Origin of the sequence: Mycobacterium sp. IS-1264, from assembly GCF_001954195.1 — a bacterium.
Classification (GTDB): domain Bacteria; phylum Actinomycetota; class Actinomycetes; order Mycobacteriales; family Mycobacteriaceae; genus Mycobacterium.
The window spans coordinates 1-16,561 of sequence record NZ_MBES01000082.1 but is presented as its reverse complement, the minus strand read 5'-3'; the positions used below and the strand labels follow the sequence as shown (position 1 = coordinate 16,561).

14 protein-coding genes and 1 pseudogene are annotated in these 16,561 nt (G+C 65.7%); 10 read left to right on the top strand and 5 right to left on the bottom strand.

Features of this window, described 5'->3' with window-relative positions; all coding sequences use genetic code 11:
* Nucleotides 1–20 precede the first annotated feature (20 nt).
* The 6 genes from A5744_RS22380 to A5744_RS22355 all read left to right on the top strand — a co-directional run bounded on the left by A5744_RS22380 (nucleotide 21) and on the right by A5744_RS22355 (nucleotide 5,102).
* Nucleotides 21–1,118 carry an inositol-3-phosphate synthase gene (locus A5744_RS22380; RefSeq protein ID WP_076064567.1) on the top strand — a complete coding sequence of 366 codons (1,098 nt, stop codon included), beginning with the start codon at nucleotides 21–23 and terminating at the stop codon, nucleotides 1,116–1,118.
* A gap of 98 nt (nucleotides 1,119–1,216) precedes the next feature.
* Nucleotides 1,217–2,119, top strand: coding sequence for an alpha/beta hydrolase (locus tag A5744_RS22375; protein WP_076064584.1), 903 nt, complete (start codon nucleotides 1,217–1,219; stop codon nucleotides 2,117–2,119).
* Between the two features lie 16 nt (nucleotides 2,120–2,135).
* Entirely contained in the window at nucleotides 2,136–2,921 is a 786-nt protein-coding gene (locus tag A5744_RS22370) for an LLM class F420-dependent oxidoreductase (RefSeq protein ID WP_076064566.1), read from the top strand.
* A gap of 111 nt (nucleotides 2,922–3,032) precedes the next feature.
* Nucleotides 3,033–3,764: a GntR family transcriptional regulator gene (locus A5744_RS22365; protein ID WP_076064565.1), complete on the top strand. Its 732-nt coding sequence runs from the start codon at nucleotides 3,033–3,035 to the stop codon at nucleotides 3,762–3,764.
* A 117-nt stretch (nucleotides 3,765–3,881) separates the two neighbouring features.
* Entirely contained in the window at nucleotides 3,882–4,373 is a 492-nt protein-coding gene (locus tag A5744_RS22360) for a MarR family transcriptional regulator (RefSeq protein WP_076064564.1), read from the top strand.
* A 57-nt stretch (nucleotides 4,374–4,430) separates the two neighbouring features.
* Complete coding sequence (locus A5744_RS22355; RefSeq protein WP_076064563.1) at nucleotides 4,431–5,102, top strand: SDR family oxidoreductase; 672 nt, start codon at nucleotides 4,431–4,433, stop codon at nucleotides 5,100–5,102.
* Here the strand turns inward: A5744_RS22355 and leuS are convergent.
* Complete coding sequence (gene leuS, locus A5744_RS22350) at nucleotides 5,099–8,011, bottom strand: leucine--tRNA ligase (RefSeq protein ID WP_076064562.1); 2,913 nt, start codon at nucleotides 8,009–8,011, stop codon at nucleotides 5,099–5,101. The two genes, A5744_RS22355 and leuS, sit on opposite strands and share 4 nt — an antisense overlap.
* Nucleotides 8,012–8,188: 177 nt before the next feature.
* On the opposite strand from leuS, the gene A5744_RS22345 reads away from it, so the two are divergent.
* Nucleotides 8,189–9,271, top strand: a complete 1,083-nt coding sequence (locus A5744_RS22345) for an LpqN/LpqT family lipoprotein (RefSeq protein ID WP_076064561.1) — start codon at nucleotides 8,189–8,191, stop codon at nucleotides 9,269–9,271.
* Between the two features lie 68 nt (nucleotides 9,272–9,339).
* The gene (locus A5744_RS22340) at nucleotides 9,340–9,681 is read left to right on the top strand and encodes a hypothetical protein (RefSeq protein ID WP_076064560.1); all 342 of its coding nucleotides are present in this window, start codon (nucleotides 9,340–9,342) and stop codon (nucleotides 9,679–9,681) included.
* A 20-nt stretch (nucleotides 9,682–9,701) separates the two neighbouring features.
* Here A5744_RS22340 and A5744_RS22335 read toward each other — a convergent pair whose 3' ends face one another.
* On the bottom strand, nucleotides 9,702–10,304 hold the full coding sequence (locus A5744_RS22335) for a YqgE/AlgH family protein (RefSeq protein WP_076128985.1): 603 nt from the start codon (nucleotides 10,302–10,304) through the stop codon (nucleotides 9,702–9,704).
* 98 nt (nucleotides 10,305–10,402) lie between these two features.
* On the opposite strand from A5744_RS22335, the gene A5744_RS22330 reads away from it, so the two are divergent.
* Both A5744_RS22330 and A5744_RS22325 read left to right on the top strand, forming a co-directional pair.
* Nucleotides 10,403–11,731, top strand: coding sequence for an MFS transporter (locus A5744_RS22330; protein WP_139331458.1), 1,329 nt, complete (start codon nucleotides 10,403–10,405; stop codon nucleotides 11,729–11,731).
* Nucleotides 11,732–11,743: 12 nt separating this feature from the next.
* Complete coding sequence (locus A5744_RS22325; protein WP_076064581.1) at nucleotides 11,744–12,517, top strand: TIGR03084 family metal-binding protein; 774 nt, start codon at nucleotides 11,744–11,746, stop codon at nucleotides 12,515–12,517.
* 24 nt (nucleotides 12,518–12,541) lie between these two features.
* On the opposite strand, the gene A5744_RS22320 is transcribed toward A5744_RS22325, so the two are convergent.
* From A5744_RS22320 to A5744_RS24740, 3 genes and pseudogenes are all read right to left on the bottom strand, one after another.
* Complete coding sequence (locus A5744_RS22320; protein ID WP_076064559.1) at nucleotides 12,542–13,261, bottom strand: sensor domain-containing protein; 720 nt, start codon at nucleotides 13,259–13,261, stop codon at nucleotides 12,542–12,544.
* A 114-nt stretch (nucleotides 13,262–13,375) separates the two neighbouring features.
* Nucleotides 13,376–15,133 carry a serine/threonine-protein kinase PknH/PknJ gene (locus A5744_RS24745; protein ID WP_076064558.1) on the bottom strand — a complete coding sequence of 586 codons (1,758 nt, stop codon included), beginning with the start codon at nucleotides 15,131–15,133 and terminating at the stop codon, nucleotides 13,376–13,378.
* Between the two features lie 94 nt (nucleotides 15,134–15,227).
* A pseudogene (locus A5744_RS24740) lies at nucleotides 15,228–16,561 on the bottom strand (hypothetical protein); the annotation flags it as partial.

The following is a 16,561-nucleotide window of genomic DNA, read 5'->3' as shown; positions in this document are numbered from 1 at the left end:
TGAGTTAGGAGAACGCCCTAATGAGTGAGCAACACGCGCCGCAGGCGTCGACGGATGTACGAGTCGCCATTGTCGGCGTCGGAAACTGCGCGTCCTCGCTTGTTCAGGGCGTCCAGTATTACTACGACGCCGACGCGAACAGCACGGTGCCGGGCCTGATGCATGTGAAGTTCGGCCAATACCACGTCCGCGACGTGAAGTTCGTGGCCGCGTTCGACGTCGACGCCAAGAAGGTCGGCTTCGATCTGTCGGAGGCGATCTTCGCGTCCGAGAACAACACGATCAAGATCGCCGACGTGCCGCCCACCAACGTGACCGTGCAGCGCGGCCCGACGCTCGACGGGATCGGCAAGTACTACGCGGACACCATCGAGGTGTCCGACGCCGAGCCGGTCGACGTGGTCAAGGTGCTCAAGGAGAACAACGTCGACGTACTGGTCTCCTACCTGCCGGTGGGCTCCGAGGAGGCGGACAAGTTCTACGCCCAGTGCGCGATCGACGCGGGAGTGGCGTTCGTCAACGCCTTGCCGGTGTTCATCGCCTCGGACCCGGTGTGGGCCAAGAAGTTCGCCGACGCGGGCGTCCCGATTGTCGGTGACGACATCAAGAGCCAGGTCGGTGCCACCATCACCCACCGCGTGATGGCCAAGCTGTTCGAGGACCGCGGCGTGCAGCTCGACCGCACCATGCAGCTCAACGTCGGCGGCAACATGGACTTCCTGAACATGCTCGAACGCGAACGGCTGGAGTCGAAGAAGATCTCGAAGACCCAGGCCGTCACGTCCAACCTGCAACGCGAGTTCAAGACCAAAGACGTGCACATCGGCCCGTCCGACCACGTCGGCTGGCTCGACGACCGCAAGTGGGCCTACGTCCGCCTGGAGGGCCGCGCCTTCGGTGACGTGCCGCTGAACCTGGAGTACAAGCTCGAGGTGTGGGATTCGCCGAACTCGGCGGGCGTCATCATCGACGCCGTGCGCGCGGCCAAGATCGCCAAGGACCGCGGCATCGGCGGACCCGTCGTGCCCGCTTCGGCGTACCTCATGAAGAGCCCGCCACAGCAGTTGCCCGACGACGTCGCGCGCGCTCAGCTCGAAGAGTTCATCATCGGGGCGTAACAGCGCCTGTCGCCCCGTGGCGTGCGGTCAGGGCGCCCTGAAAGCACACGCAAAGCCCTGGACGCACACTCGGCGCCCTCAAAGTAGTGTCGGAGATCGTGACCGAGATCTCCGAGGACGAACTGGTTGGACTGCACGAGTTCGCGCTGCTGTCCGAAAACGCCGAACAGGCCGGGGTTTCAGGACCTTTGCCGCAGGTGCGGCGGATCGATTCCGGTCCGATTAGCGCACTGCAATGGGATGACTCACCGTCGAGGATCGTTTTCCTGCACGGCGGCGGGCAGAACGCACACACGTGGGACACCGTCATCGTCGGTGTCGGGGAGCCCGCACTTGCGGTCGACCTTCCCGGTCATGGCCATTCCGCGTGGCGCGAGGATGGCGATTATTCACCGCAGCACAACGCCGAGGCCCTGGTGCCGGTGCTGCGCGAGCTGGCACCGAGCGCCGACCTTGTGGTGGGCATGTCGCTGGGCGGGTTGACCGGGATACGGCTGGCCGCTGTCGCGCCCGACCTGGTGCCCGAACTCGTTCTCATCGACGTGACCCCGTCGGCATTGCAACGGCACGCCGAGCTGACCAAAGAACAGCAAGGCACAGTCGCGCTGATGCACGGAGAGCGGGAGTTCCCCAGCTTCCAGGCGATGCTGGACCTCACGATCGCCGCGGCGCCACACCGCGAGGTGACGGCGCTGCGCCGGGGTGTCTTCCATAATTCCCGCCGGCTCGACAACGGAAATTGGACGTGGCGCTACGACGCCATCCGAACCTTCCCCGACTTCGCCGGACTGTGGGACGACGTCGACAGCCTTTCCGCGCCGATCACGTTGATACGCGGCGGCTCATCGGGCTTCGTCACCGACGACGATGCGGCCGAACTCCTCAGGCGCGCAAAGCATTTCCGAACTGCACACGTCGTAGAGAATTCCGGGCACTCGGTGCAAAGCGATCAGCCGCGCGCGCTGATCGATCTGGTGCGCGGGGTGCTCGAGGCACGCTGAGACTACGGTTGCACACATGACTGCTGAGCGCCCCACCCGCATCGGCGTGCAGCTGCAACCGCAGCACGCCCCGCATTACGGCCATCTTCGCGACGCCGTGCGCCGCTGTGAGGAAATCGGCGTCGATATCGCCTTCAACTGGGACCATTTCTTCCCGCTCTACGGGGATCCCGACGGCCCGCACTTCGAGTGTTGGACCATGCTCGGGGCCTGGGCCGAGCAGACGTCCCGCATCGAAATCGGCGCGCTGGTGACATGCAACTCCTACCGGAATCCGGAGCTGCTGGCCGACATGGCCCGCACCGTCGACCACATATCGGACGGCAGGCTCGTCCTCGGCATCGGGTCGGGCTGGAAGCAAAAGGACTACGACGAGTACGGCTACGAGTTCGGCACCGCGGGCAGCCGCCTCGACGACCTGGCGGAAGCCCTGCCCCGGATCAAGTCGCGCCTGGCCAAGCTCAACCCGGCGCCCACCCGTGACATCCCGGTCCTGATCGGCGGTGGGGGCGAACGCAAGACCCTGCGGCTCGTCGCCGAGCACGCGGATATCTGGCACAGCTTTACCTCGGCCGACGAGTTCCCGGCCAAGTCGGATGTCCTCAGGCGCCACTGCGCCGACGTCGGGCGCGACCCGGCCGAGATCGAACGCTCGGCCGCGGTCGGCAACTCGGGCTCACTGATCGACAACGCCGAAACCCTTGTCGGCCTCGGCGCCTCGCTGCTGACGGTCGGCGTCAACGGCCCGGACTACGACCTGAGTGCCGCCGAGGCTCTGTGCAAGTGGCGCGATAAGCGCTAGGACCTCGATTCGAGATTTGCTCCAATTCGTCGGCGAAAAACCTGAACGCGCGTGCCAAGTCGTGAGAAACTTTCCTCCGCTGATTACAGGTGCGCGTTCTGAAAGGGACCGATGCCGAAGAAATACGGGGTCAAAGAAAAAGACCAGGTTGTTAACCACATCCTCAACCTGATATTGACCGGGAAGCTGCGCAGCGGCGACCGCGTCGACCGCAACGAGATCGCGCTTGGGCTGGGCGTAAGTCGTGTCCCCATTCAAGAGGCACTCGTGCAACTCGAACACGACGGCATCGTCTCCACGCGCTATCACCGAGGGGCTTTCGTCGAGCGGTTCGATGAAGCCACGGTCCTCGAGCATCACGAACTCGACGGCCTGCTCAACGGCATAGCCTCAGCCCGCGCGGCGGAAAACCCCACGCCGCGGATCCTGGGACAAATCGACGCGCTCATGCGATCGCTACGCGGCGCAAAGGAAGGGCGGGCCTTTTCCGAAATTGCTGGGGAATACCGGCGCACCGTTAACGACGAGTACGCGGGCCCGCGGCTGCACGCCACCATCCGCGCCTCGCAAAACCTCATCCCGCGCGTGTTCTGGATGACATACCAGAGCAGCCGCGACGACATGTTGCCGTTCTACGAAGACGAAACCTCCGCTATTTACCGGCGCGACCCGGAAGCCGCCCGGGCCGCATGCATCGGTCGCTCGCACCTGATGGCCCAGACCATGCTGGCCGAACTGTACCGGCGCAGGGTATTTACGCCCGCCGAAACCGTTGGCGCCGCGCCTCTTCGGATACTCACCGGCGTCGACGCCGCCTGCGCCGAGCCGTCGATCGCGCTCTGAAAGAGCGGCCCAGCCATCACTTTGCGGAACGGGATGCAACGTCGTGAAATCCGGTCCTAAAACTGGTCGGCAATAGCTACCTTGTACGCACCCGATATCCGGTTAGACTGCCAAACTATGGCGGACAGCACATCCACCGTGCCCGAGGTGACGGAGCTTGCGGAGGGATTGCACCGTGCGCTGTCCAAATTGTTTTCGATTCTGCGCCGTGGCGATCCGAGCGGCGTCGTAGCCGGCGAGTTAACACTGGCGCAGCTCTCGATCCTGATCACGTTGCTCGATCAAGGACCGATCCGGATGACGGATCTGGCCGCGCATGAGCGGGTCCGGACGCCCACCACGACAGTCGCGATCCGCCGGCTGGAGAAGATCGGGCTGGTGAAGCGCTCCCGCGACCCGTCGGACCTGCGCGCCGTGCTCGTCGACATAACCCCGCGTGGGCGTGCGGTCCATGCCGAGTCGCTGGCCAACCGGCACGCCGCCCTCGCGGCAATGCTGAGTCAGCTGCCCGAGTCCGACTTGAACACCCTGATGAAGGCGTTGGCGCCGCTGGAGCGCCTGGCTTCCGGCGAAGCGGCACCCGCCCCTTCGGGTGAATCGACCGCGTAACCGGCCGTGAAACTGACTGTTTCACAACGTCATTGGTGGCGTCCGTAGACTGGCTGCATGCCAACTGCTCTCATCACCGGGGCCGGCGGCGGTATCGGTTCTGCCATCGCCACCGCGCTGGCGCCGACGCACACGCTGCTCTTGGCCGGTCGGCCCGCTGATCGCCTGGATGCCGTCGCGGAGCGCCTCGACGCGACAACGTTTCCATTGGACCTGACCGATGCCGACGGGATCGAATCCAGTTGCGAAATCGTGGATGCTCTCGACGTGCTGGTGCACAACGCCGGAGTCTCGATCCCGGGCCACGTCGCCGAGTCGGGTGTCGAGGAGTGGCGCGCCACCTTCGACGTGAATGTCTTTGGCGCGGTGGCTCTTACGTTGGCGCTGTTGCCGGCACTACGGGGCGCCCGCGGTCAGGTGGTATTCGTCAACTCCGGGGCGGGGCGCAAGGTCTCGCCGGGCATGGCGTCCTATTCAGCCAGCAAGTTCGCGCTGCGCGCATTCGCGGACTCGCTGCGCGACGACGAGCCGGAATTGCGGGTCACCACGATATATCCGGGCCGCACCGACACGACCATGCAGCGTGAACTGGTCGCGTTCGAAGGCGGCGAGTACGACGCCGCCGACTTCCTGCGGCCCGAAACCGTCGCGGCGGCGGTCGCCAGCGTGGTGGCCACGCCGCCGGACGGCCACATCCACGAGGTGGTGCTCCGCCCTAGGCGGGCCTAGACGACCAGATTGACCAACCGGCCGGGAACGACTATTACCTTGCGCGGGGTGGCGCCGGCGAGGAACGCCTGGACCTTTTCATCGGCCAGTGCGGCGGCTTTCAGGATGTCCTCACCGGCGTCGGGGGCCACCACCACTCGCCCGCGTACCTTGCCGTTGACCTGCACCGGGTATTCCACGGTGTCCTCGACGAGATAGGCCGGGTCGGCGGCCGGAAACGGGCCGTGCGCCAACGACGTTGCGTGGCCGAGGCGTAGCCACAACTCCTCGGCCATGTGGGGGGCCAGCGGCGCCAACATCAGCACCAACGGCTCCACCGCCGCGCGGGGAACCGAATCCCGGTGTTCTTTGGTGAGGTGGTTGGTGTACTCGATCAGCTTGGCTACCGCGGTGTTATTGCGCAGTGCCGCATAGTCTTCCGTCACGCCGGCGATGGTGCGGTGCAGCGAGCGCAGTGTGCCGGTGTCGAGGTCTTGCCGGCCGGCGTCGTCGGCCACCCTTGTTTCGCCCGTACTCTCGTCGACCACCAGCCGCCATACCCGCTGCAGGAAGCGGTAAGCACCGACGACGTCCTTGGTGGCCCAGGGCCGGGACGCCTCCAGCGGGCCCATCGACATCTCGTACACCCGCAATGTGTCCGCGCCGTATTCGTCGCAGATCTCGTCGGGCGAGATCGAATTCTTCAGGCTCTTACCGATTTTCCCGAATTCTTGAAAGACTTCGATATCCCCGTCGGGCCCCGCATAGACGAACCCGTCGCCGCGTTCGATCACGTCGTCCGCCGGTACATACGACCCGCGAGCATCGGTGTAGGCGAAGGCCTGGATGTAGCCCTGATTGACCAACCGGCGATAGGGCTCACGGGAACTCACGTGACCGAGGTCGTACAAGACCTTGTGCCAGAACCGGCAATACAGCAGGTGCAGCACCGCGTGTTCGGCTCCCCCGACGTACAGGTCGACACCACCCGGATCGTCGGGCCCGTGCTCGGCCGGCCGGGGCCCCATCCAGTACGCCTCGTTTTCCTTGGCGCAGAACCGTTCCGAGTTATGCGGGTCGGTGTAGCGCAGCTCGTACCACGAGCTGGCGGCCCACTGCGGCATGACGTTGGTGTCGCGGCTGTATTGCTTCGGGCCGTCGCCCAGGTCGAGCTCGACGTGCACCCACTCGGTCGCCTTGGCCAGCGGCGGCGACGGCTCACTGGAGGCGTCGTCGGGGTCGAACAACACCGGCGAATAGTCCGGCACATCGGGCAGTTCGACCGGCAATGCCGCCTCGTCGAGCGGATGTGGGCGCCCGGCGCTGTCGTAGACGATTGGGAATGGTTCACCCCAATAGCGCTGCCGCGCGAAAAGCCAGTCGTGCAGCTTGTATTCGATGCGCGCCCGGCCCCGGCCTTCGGCCTCCAGACGGGCAATCATGGCTTCCTTGGCCGCCGCCACGTCCAGTCCGTCGAGGTGGCCGGAGTTCACCAGCACGCCGTCGCCGGTGTGTGCCGCCTCCGAAATATCGCCGCCGGCAATGACTTCCACGATCGGCAGGTGTAACTCCCGGGCGAATTCCCAGTCGCGCTGGTCGTGGCCCGGGACGGCCATGATGGCCCCGGTGCCGTATCCGGCCAGCACGTAGTCGGCGATGAAGATCGGCACGGGCTTTCCGTTGGCTGGGTTGGTCGCGTAGCTGCCCAGGAAGACGCCGGTTTTGTCCCTACTCTCCTGACGCTCGAGGTCTGACTTCGCGCGGATCGCACGGCGGTATGCGTCGACGGCCTCAGCGGGGGTGGCGGACCCGTACGTCCATGCGGGATCCACCCCGTCGGGCCACGCGGAGGCGACCAGATCGTCGACCAAATCGTGCTCGGGGGCCAGCACCAGGTATGTGGCACCGAACAGGGTGTCGGGCCGGGTCGTGAACACCTCGATGTCGGTGACATCGCCGGTGGTTTTGGTCGCGGAAAACAGTGCCTGCGCACCTCGGGATCGGCCGATCCAGTTGCGCTGCATGGTTTTGATCTTTTCCGGCCAGTCCAGCAGCTCGAGGTCGTCGAGCAGCCGGTCGGAATAGGCCGTGATGCGCATCATCCACTGCCGCAACCGTTTCCGGAATACCGGGAAGTTGCCCCGGTCGCTGCGCCCGTCGGCGGTGACCTCCTCGTTGGCCAGCACCGTGCCCAGGCCCGGACACCAATTCACCATCGCGTCCGCTCGGTAGACCAACCGGCAGCCGTCGATCACGTCGGCCCGCTCCCCCGCCGACAGCTTCGTCCAGTCCCGGCCGTCGTCGAGGCGGCGGGCACCGGAATCGAATTCGGCGATCAGCTCGGCGATCGGGCGCGCCTTGCCGGCTGCGGTGTCGAACCAGGCGTTGTAGATCTGCAAAAAGATCCACTGGGTCCACTTGTAGAAGTCGACGTCTGTGGTGGAAAAGCTTCGCCGGCTGTCGTGACCGAGACCCAGCCGGCCCAGCTGGCGCCGGAAATTCACCACATTGGCCTCGGTCCGGGCGCGCGGATGGGTGCCGGTTTGCACCGCGTATTGCTCGGCGGGCAGCCCGAAGGAGTCAAAGCCCAACGCGTGCAGCACATTACGGCCGGTCATGCGGAAGTAGCGGGCGTAGACGTCGGTGGCGATGTAGCCCAACGGGTGCCCGACGTGCAGTCCTTCCCCGGAGGGATACGGGAACATATCCTGCACGAACAGCTTGTCGTCGGGCACCGGCGAACCGTCGGTCGGAGCCAGCGAGCCGACCGGATTGGGCACGTTGAACGTCCCGAGCCGCGCCCAGTTGTCCTGCCAGGCGCCCTCGATGCGGCCCGCCAGCTCCGCTGTGTAGCGGTATGGCGGCGCGTCGGAGTCCGTCGGAGCGCCGGCCGGGTTGCTCCCGGGTGCGGCGGTCGGCGATTCGGTCACCTGAACAGGGTATAAGGGCGGCCTCGGCAGCCCCGCCGGCCACAGGTTGGTCTCGGTTGCGTTGCGCGCCGATCAGAGGTTCATCCCAGGTCTATTTCGGCCCTATTCACGGCGTTTGACCACTGGTTACAGTCGCCCTCTGTAGTAACGCCTGAGCCGTTGGGAAGGACCGACGCCATGATTCAGATCACCCCGAATTGCCGGGTTTTAGGGGGTCTGGTGGCCGGCCTGATCGGCGTCGCGGTTTTTTCGGGCGCCCAGGCCTCGGCGGAGCCTTTGGTTCCAGCACCCCCACCCGTGCCCGTCGGTCCCGGTGCCGCGGCGCCGGCGCCACAGAACGTCATCAGTCCCGGCGCGGTCAACGGGAACAGATTCACCGCCACCCCGCCGTCGGCCAACCCGTTCGTTCCGCCCAATACCGCGGCCGCGCCCGCCGCTCCGGGACCCGCTGCCGTGGCTCCGGTGCCGCCCTCGGCGACTCCGGCGGTCTCCGGCACCATTCGTGAGTACCTGCAGGCGAAGGGCGTCAAGCTCGAGGCGCAAAAACCGCAGGGGTTCAACGCGCTGGACATCACCTTGCCGGTGCCGCCGCGGTGGACGCAGGTACCGGACCCCAACGTGCCCGATGCGTTCGCGGTGATCGCGGACCGGCAGGGCAACAGCGTGTACACGTCGAATGCGCAGGTGGTGGTCTACAAGCTGGTCGGCAACTTCGATCCCAAGGAAGCCATGACGCACGGCTTCGTCGACAGTCAGAAGCTACTCGCCTGGCAGACCACGAACGCCTCGATGGCTGATTTCGGCGGTTTCCCGTCGTCGGTCATCGAGGGCACGTACCGCGACGGCGACATGTTGCTCAACACCTCGCGGCGCAACGTCATCGCCACCTCGGGGCACGACAAGTACCTGGTCACGCTGTCGGTGACCACCGATCGCACGCAGGCGGTCGCCGACGCACCCGCCACGGACGCCATCATCAACGGCTTCCGGGTGACCGCGCCCGGGACCTCGCCCCCCGCTCCCGTGGCATCGCCCCCCGCGCCGTCCCGCGCCCCGGCTAATGCACCGGTTGGGGTTCCGGGGCAGACCGCCAGTGCGGCGCCCGTCGGGCTACCGGGGCAGACCGTGAATGCGGCACCCGCCGGACTGCCCGCACAACCGGCGGCGCCAGTGCCGTCGGCGCAGCCCAGGCCCAACATATTGACCATCGTGCCCGGGCTGCCGCCGCTGCCGAACTTCAGTTTCCTCCAGCAGCGCTGACTCGGCGCCGGCCCGAGCCCTGTGGAGCCGGGCGCGCGAATCGACGGCGGGACTCGTATTGTGAGGCCATGCTGATCGCGGGTGTGGTGTGCGTGTGTGCGGCGGTCGCTTCCGCCGGATTCGGAACCTGGTCGCTCTCCCACAGCCAGACGGTGGGCACCAGGCAGCTGGCGCTGCGCGCCTTGGCGCCGACACAGCTGGCCGTCGCGATAATGCTGGCCGCCGGCGGTGTCGTCGCGCTGGCGGCCTCCCCGCAGACCGCCTTGGTTGTGGTGATCGTCTGTGTCGTAGGCGCTTTCGGCACACTCGCCGCCGGATCGTGGCAGAGCGCGCGCTTCGCGCTACGCCGGGAAGCGGCCCCGGCCGGCTGCGCCGGCAACTGCACAATGTGCACGCAGGCCTGCAACTGACAATGCGTAGCGGTTGAGCCCTAGTTTCGGCTGATGTCGATCGGGTGGGTCGCAAGCAATGAAAGCGGCAGCGGCTGGCGGCGCAGCACCTGCCCCCACAAGTCCGCCCTGGGGCCGACAAGAACGTCGGATGGCAACGCGGACAACACAATCCAGTCGTCCCGCTCGATCTCGCCTTCGAGCTGACCGATGGTCCAGCCCGAGTAGCCGGCGAAGATCCGCACTCCCTCCACCAGGGGCGCGATCAGGTCGGGTTCGGCGTCCAGATCGACCATCACCATCCGTCCGGCCACGTGCCGCAGGCCCGGCACGCCGTCCGGGTCGGCGCCGACCCGCAAGGCCGCCAGACAAAGGGCCGCGTCACGCTTGACGGGCCCTCCGATGAACATCGTCTTCGGTTTGGCGGCGAGTTTGGCCCACTGCGGCAATACGTTGTAGACGGCGGTCTCGCTGGACCGGTTGAGCACCACGCCCAACGTGCCGCCGTCGTTGTGCTCGACGATGTAGATCACGCTGCGCCGAAACGTCGGCTCGAGAAGGTCGGTGTTGGCCAGCAGCAACGTCCCCGCACGCACGCGCTGCGCGGCGGGTGCGACATAGTCCTCTGGATCTTCAGGCGGCACGTCACCATCATCGCACCCCGGCAGCGCCGTCCGGTGGAAACGGGCCCGCCCCAGCCATATTTGTACTGTTATTGCAGCGGCGCCGAGATCGGCGGCCCGTGCCCTTGATCGTGGAAGTCGGTTCTGTGGTTCAAATCCGGATGCGCACGCACCTACGCGTCGAACTGTGGCGGTCGGTGCGCAGCTTGCCGGATTTCTGGCGATTGCTGCAGCTGCGCATGGCAAGTCAGTTCGGCGACGGCCTGTTCCAGGCGGGGATGGCCGGAGCGCTGCTGTTCAACCCCGACCGGGCCGCGGACCCGATGGCGATCGCCCGCGCGTTCGCCGTGCTGTTTCTGCCTTACTCATTGCTGGGACCATTCGCCGGGGCATTGATGGACCGCTGGGATCGGCGGCTGGTACTTGTGGGCGCCAACATCGGCCGCCTGATATTGATCGCCGGAATCGGCACGATTCTGGCGGTCCGGGCCGGCGAAATGCCGCTCCTCATCGCGGCATTGGTCGCCAACGGCTTGGGCCGTTTCGTCGCATCGGGGCTATCGGCGTCGCTGCCGCACGTCGTTCCGCGCGAACAAGTGGTGACCATGAACTCAGTGGCCACCGCCGCCGGCGCCGTCGCCGCCTTCCTCGGCGCCAACTTCATGCTGGTGCCGCGCTTCGTCGTCGGCGCCAGCGATAGGGGAGCGGCGGTCGTCATTTTTCTCACCGCGATCCCGGTGGCGACGGCGTTGCTGCTGTCGTGGCGGTTCGCGCCTCGGGCGCTCGGCCCCGACCACACCAAACGCGCGATCCACGGTTCGGCCGTCTATGCGGTGATCACCGGCTGGCTGCATGGCGCGCGCACGGTCGTGAGCTATCCGACCGTGGCAGCAACGCTGTCCGGCCTGGCCGCGCACCGCATGGTGGTGGGCATCAACTCGCTGCTGATCTTGTTGTTGGCCCATCACATGAAACATCCGGCGGCCGGCGGGCTGGGTATCGCGTTGGTGTTCTTCGGCGCCTCGGGGCTGGGAGCATTCCTGGCGACGGTGTTGACCCCACCGACGATCCGGCGCTGGGGGCGCTACGCGGCGGCGAACGGCGCGCTCACCGCGGCCGCGCTGATCGAGGTCACCGGGGCGGGGCTGTGGCTTCCCGTGATGGTGGCGTGCAGCTTTTTCCTCGGCGTGACGGGCCAGATGATCAAGCTGTGCGCCGATTCGGCGATCCAGATCGATGTCGACGATGCGTTGCGCGGCCACGTGTTCGCGGTGCAGGACGCGTTGTTCTGGGTGTCGTTCATCGTCTCGATCACGTTGGCCGCGACCGTGATTCCCAAAGACGGGCACGCGCCCGGGTTCGTGCTGTTCGGATCGGCGTTATACCTACTCGGGCTGGTCGTTCACAGCGTCGTCGGCCGCCGTGGCCAGCCGGTGAACGGTCGCTAAGGTGAGGCGATGATGGCGGGACCCGGGCCGATCGTCGCCGACTTGCGTGCGGAGAGCGACGACCTCGACGCGCTGGTAACGCCGCTCCCGGCCGACCGCTGGGCCGATCCCACGCCGGCCCCCGGCTGGACCATCGCACACCAGATCGGACACCTGCTCTGGACCGACCGGGTTGCCCTGACCGCGGTCACCGACGAGGCTGCTTTCGCCGAACTGCTGGCCGCCGCGACGGCGGATCCCGTCGGCTTTGTCGACGCTGGCGCCGAGGAGCTGGCAACCGTGGCGCCGGCCGAGCTGCTTGCCGACTGGCGGGGGACCCGCGCCCGGTTGCACGAGGAGCTGCTCTCGGTCGCCGACGGGCGCAAACTGCCGTGGTTCGGGCCGCCGATGAGCGCGGCCTCGATGGCAACGGCGCGATTGATGGAGACCTGGGCCCACGGACTTGACGTCGCCGACGCCCTGGGTGTCACGCGGCCCGCCACGGATCGACTGCGATCGATTGCCCACCTGGGGGTCCGGACCCGCGATTACGCGTTCATGGTCAACAATCTGACTCCACCGGCCGAGCCGTTCCTGGTCGAACTGCGTGGACCCGGCGGCGACACGTGGTCGTGGGGACCGTCGGATGCGGTCCAACGTGTGACGGGCTCGGCGGAAGACTTCTGCTTCCTGGTTACCCAGCGGCGCCCGCTGCGGACCCTGGATCTCACGGCGGTTGGTGCGGACGCGCAGCGATGGTTGGAAATCGCGCAAGCCTTCGCCGGCCCACCGGGCCCAGGTCGCTAAGCGGGCCATCGCTCACGCCCGCTTCTAGTCAGGAATCTTGGCCAAAATGGCCTTCGTAATCGTCGTCGGCTTATCTGTCAGGTCGTAGGCACATACCTGGTTGTCGACGACCACGTTGGCTTTGCTCGCCACGACGCGGGCGCAATCCCAGAATTTCGTCCCTTCGACGTGCCGGGGCAAAGTGATGATTCCACCGGAATCACTGGTTTCACCGAATCGCCACGTCGGTCGCTTCGCCCCATCCGAGAAGACGGCCGTGAACAGCCGTCCGTCGCAATTGCGCCACTGTTCGGCGGACCTAGCCACGAATGCCTTCGCGGCGGTGGAGTCATCAAAAGATGCGACTCCTTGGTCGACGCCGTGCTCGAGCTTCTGAGGCTCTGGCTCGTCGGTCTCCTGCTCAACGAACGCGCGCATGCCGCTGCCGTCGTATGTGACGGCCATACCGTTGAAGTAGGCGCCCACGCATTCCGCTGGCGTGAACGTCCCACCCTCCAAGCCGGCCGGCTGAGTAATCGTCTTTTCGACGACCATCTTTGGACCGCCCATAGTGCCGCGGATTTCATCGAGACTGAGTAGCAGCTGCGCCAGGTCGGCGTCTTGGACGCGAGCCGGCGGTTTTGCCGATGTTGTGGAAGCTCCGACACCAGACGCGCCGTTCGCTGGCCGTCCGTCGACGGTCGTAGTACATCCGCTCAATGCAACCGTCGCGACCACTGTCGCCCCTGTCATCAGCCAGCGCATCCTGGTGGTCCCCAATCTCAAGCCGCTCCGCGATCATTGTGCCGCTGTGGGTGTGCCGGGACTGGCTAGATGCGTCAAATCGAATTGTTCTGCCAGGTCAATCCCGCTACCGATTCACGCCTGACCGACCTTGACGGCAATTTTGCCGACGACGGCTCCGGCCAGGTTCCCGGCGTCATTGCCGCAGACGATGGCGTCAATGGTGACGTTGCGACGCACAGCCAATGCCCGCTGACAGGATCCACCGTCGCCCGTAGTCATCGGGATACCTGTCGTGTCATCGACAACATTGGCCTGCCCGAATGTCCAATGTTGAGGCGGCGAGTTGGGAGGCGTGACGGTAAAAGACCGGCCACTGCAGGTCTTCCACGCATTCGTCTGGTCGGCAAGAAACTTCTGTGCTGACGTAGTTGTCGAGAATCCAACGACTGCTTGGATCACTCCCTGCTGCCAAACCTCTACACCTGCCGGTCGAAGCTTTTGCGCCTCAACTCCATCCCAACCGGCGCCGGTATAGGCAACGGCCTGAGCCGGTAACCAAGCGCCGACACAATTCTTGTCGGACATGTGAGCCGCATCATCGAAGAGATTGTTGGAAACGGGGTCAGCCCACATCGTGGGGCCCGATGTTATGGTGCTGACCTCGTCGGGGGAGAGCAGCAGCCCCCTTAGCAGTGAAGTCGCCACAGTCGGCGGCGCGATCTGCGATTGGGGAGAGGATGATGCGGCAGATTCGGATGTTGTTGGGGACGACGTGATATCGGAGTCGCGGTTCAATGCGATCGCTGCGATCGCTGCTGCCACGATCGTCGCGACGGCAGCCACGGCGGTCCAGACCCGGGCGCGCCGCCGGGGTTTGGGTACCGGATGTGCCGGCGGCAACGGTGTGCGTAGCTGCGGTAAATAGTGGGATGTCCCGGGCATAGGGGCCATTGGAGTGTGCGGCCCTGGGCGCTGCCACCACGGGGGTGCGCTGGGGCCAGGGACGCTGTTCGGGTCGGAAATGACCTCGCTGCTGCGCACCGGGCGATGCGGCACCCCAAGCGGCGTCGTAGAGTCGCTTAACGCCTCGGCCGCCGCGTCGGCGAGTTGGCGCGCGGTCTGGAACCGTTGAGCAGGGTCTTTGGCCATCGCGGTGGCGATCACCTGGTCCAGCCGGACTGGCAGCTGCGGATTCTGTTCGGTGACTTTCGGCGGCGACTGCATCAGATGTGCCATCATTACCGCGGCCATCCCGTTGGTCGCCGGGAACGGCAATCTGCCGGTGAGCATTCGAAAAAGCGTGCAGCCCAGCGAGTAGAGGTCCGCGCGCCCATCGAACGGGCTGCCGGCGAGAACCTCCGGTGCGGCGTAGGCCACCGTCGCCAGCACCACCCCTGCGCTCGTCAACCTGCCGGTAGCATCGAGCGCACGCGCAATGCCGAAGTCTGCCAACAAAACCCGTTCGTCCCCGCTCGTGGCTTGCGACAACAAGAAATTCTCGGGCTTGACGTCGCGATGCACCACGTTGTGGTGATGGGCGTAGTCGAGCGCCTTGCCCACCTCGCCCACGATGTGCACGGCGCGTGCCGGGGTCATCGTTCCCGCGCGTAGCGCGGCGTCGGCGTCGGTGCCATCAATGAACTGCATCGCGATCCAGAGCTGGCCCTGATACTCGCCGCGGCGGCGAATCGCGACGATATTGGGATGATCCAACCCGGCGGCCACGTCGGCCTCGCGCTGGAACCGAACACGGAAATCTGGGTCGCGCGACAATTCCGGGGAAAGTACCTTGAGCGCATCGCTGCGCGGCAAATCCGGATCACGAGCCAAATAGACGGTACCCATGCCGCCGGCGCCGAGAACCCGCTCAATGCGGTAACCGGCAACCACCGAGCCAATGGTTAGCATGATTTGCGGCAAGAACGTCGGACTATCGCGTGGGCCCTCGGATCGGTGATACGCCGAGCAAACGTGTGTGGTGTGTTCATCGTCTCCCGAGATATACCGGGGGGTCGCGACTGATATCGACCAGGCTATTCACAGTCGTATTCGCCAGGAATTGCTTTGGTCCCGAAGGGTCGTCACCACCGATCGTATATCTCATAATCCCAGTTACGTGGACTACCATCCGATTGGCGTCTAGCTCGTAGGTCATATCCAGGGCATCCTCGAATCGAATTACGTGAATGGTCTCCGGCTTCAATGGCTGGCCGAGATCAGTCTGTGTGATACACGGGCAGCACTCCGGCGGTGCAGCGTGACCACCGCTGTAGCAGTATCGGACGCGGGCCTCGAGGGCGGCCTGCGATGCGCGCCGGCCGGCGTCGTTGATAGTTGTTGTCGGCTGAATCATGGGGCGCGCCTGGGTGTCGGTCAGTGCTTCCAGGAGCAGCGGTTGAGTCGCGGCACTGATGTCGATGTACTTATTCGACGAGGACACCACCGGGGTGCCCGGGAAAACCGCCACAGGGCTGATCCCGCCCGTCGGGATACCCGAAATGGCAACTGCTTTCAACGATGCGTTGCCCGAACCAGAGTCGCCGACTGTGACTGTGATCGTCGTGTTGTCCAATTTCCAGTCGCCCTCAATTTTGCGCAAACCCATCATCGTCCGGGACTGCTTGCGGCCGAAATTGGCGGACAAGACGAGGCGCTGCGCCGCCGATTGCGCAGGATCCCCGCCGGGCTCCAATTGGACTGCGATGTTTGTGATCGGCGTGGCGGCAAACTGGCGGTGTAGTGCCGCATCGGTTAGCAATGTGGTGTTGACAGGCTGAGCAGCACTGAGTGACAAGGCGGTGCGGGCATCGCCGACGGCCAAGGCCTCAAGATAGCGTCGGCCGGCCATCTCGGCGGCTTGACGATCCCGCGCGGCCTCGTGGGCGGGGTCGCTCGCGGTTATCGTGTGCGCCGCGAAAGTCGCGACAAGCACGCCCAACGCCAACACGGCCAGCACCGAAACCGCCACGAGAAGTGGCCGTCTCGCGCAGCGTTTGCCTCGGCGGCGGGTTGAGTCGTCGATGGAAGATGCCTGCGCGGACAACCCCGCGAGCGAGATTGGTCGGGTGATGCCGGCCTGGGTAAGGTCAGCGCGGCCGCTCGGAACCTTCAGGCCAAGCACGTCGGCGAACTCCGTGCACAAGGCAAAGCGGTCAGCAGGATTTTTGGCCAATGCACGGGCCAGCACTTCGTCGAGCCCAGCCAGCTCTGGGCGCATAGCACTGAGGCGCGGCGGTGGGGCCGTGAGGTGCGCGCTGATCACAGCGACCGCATTGGTGTTGGGGAACACCGGCACGCCGGTAAGGAGGTGATACGCGG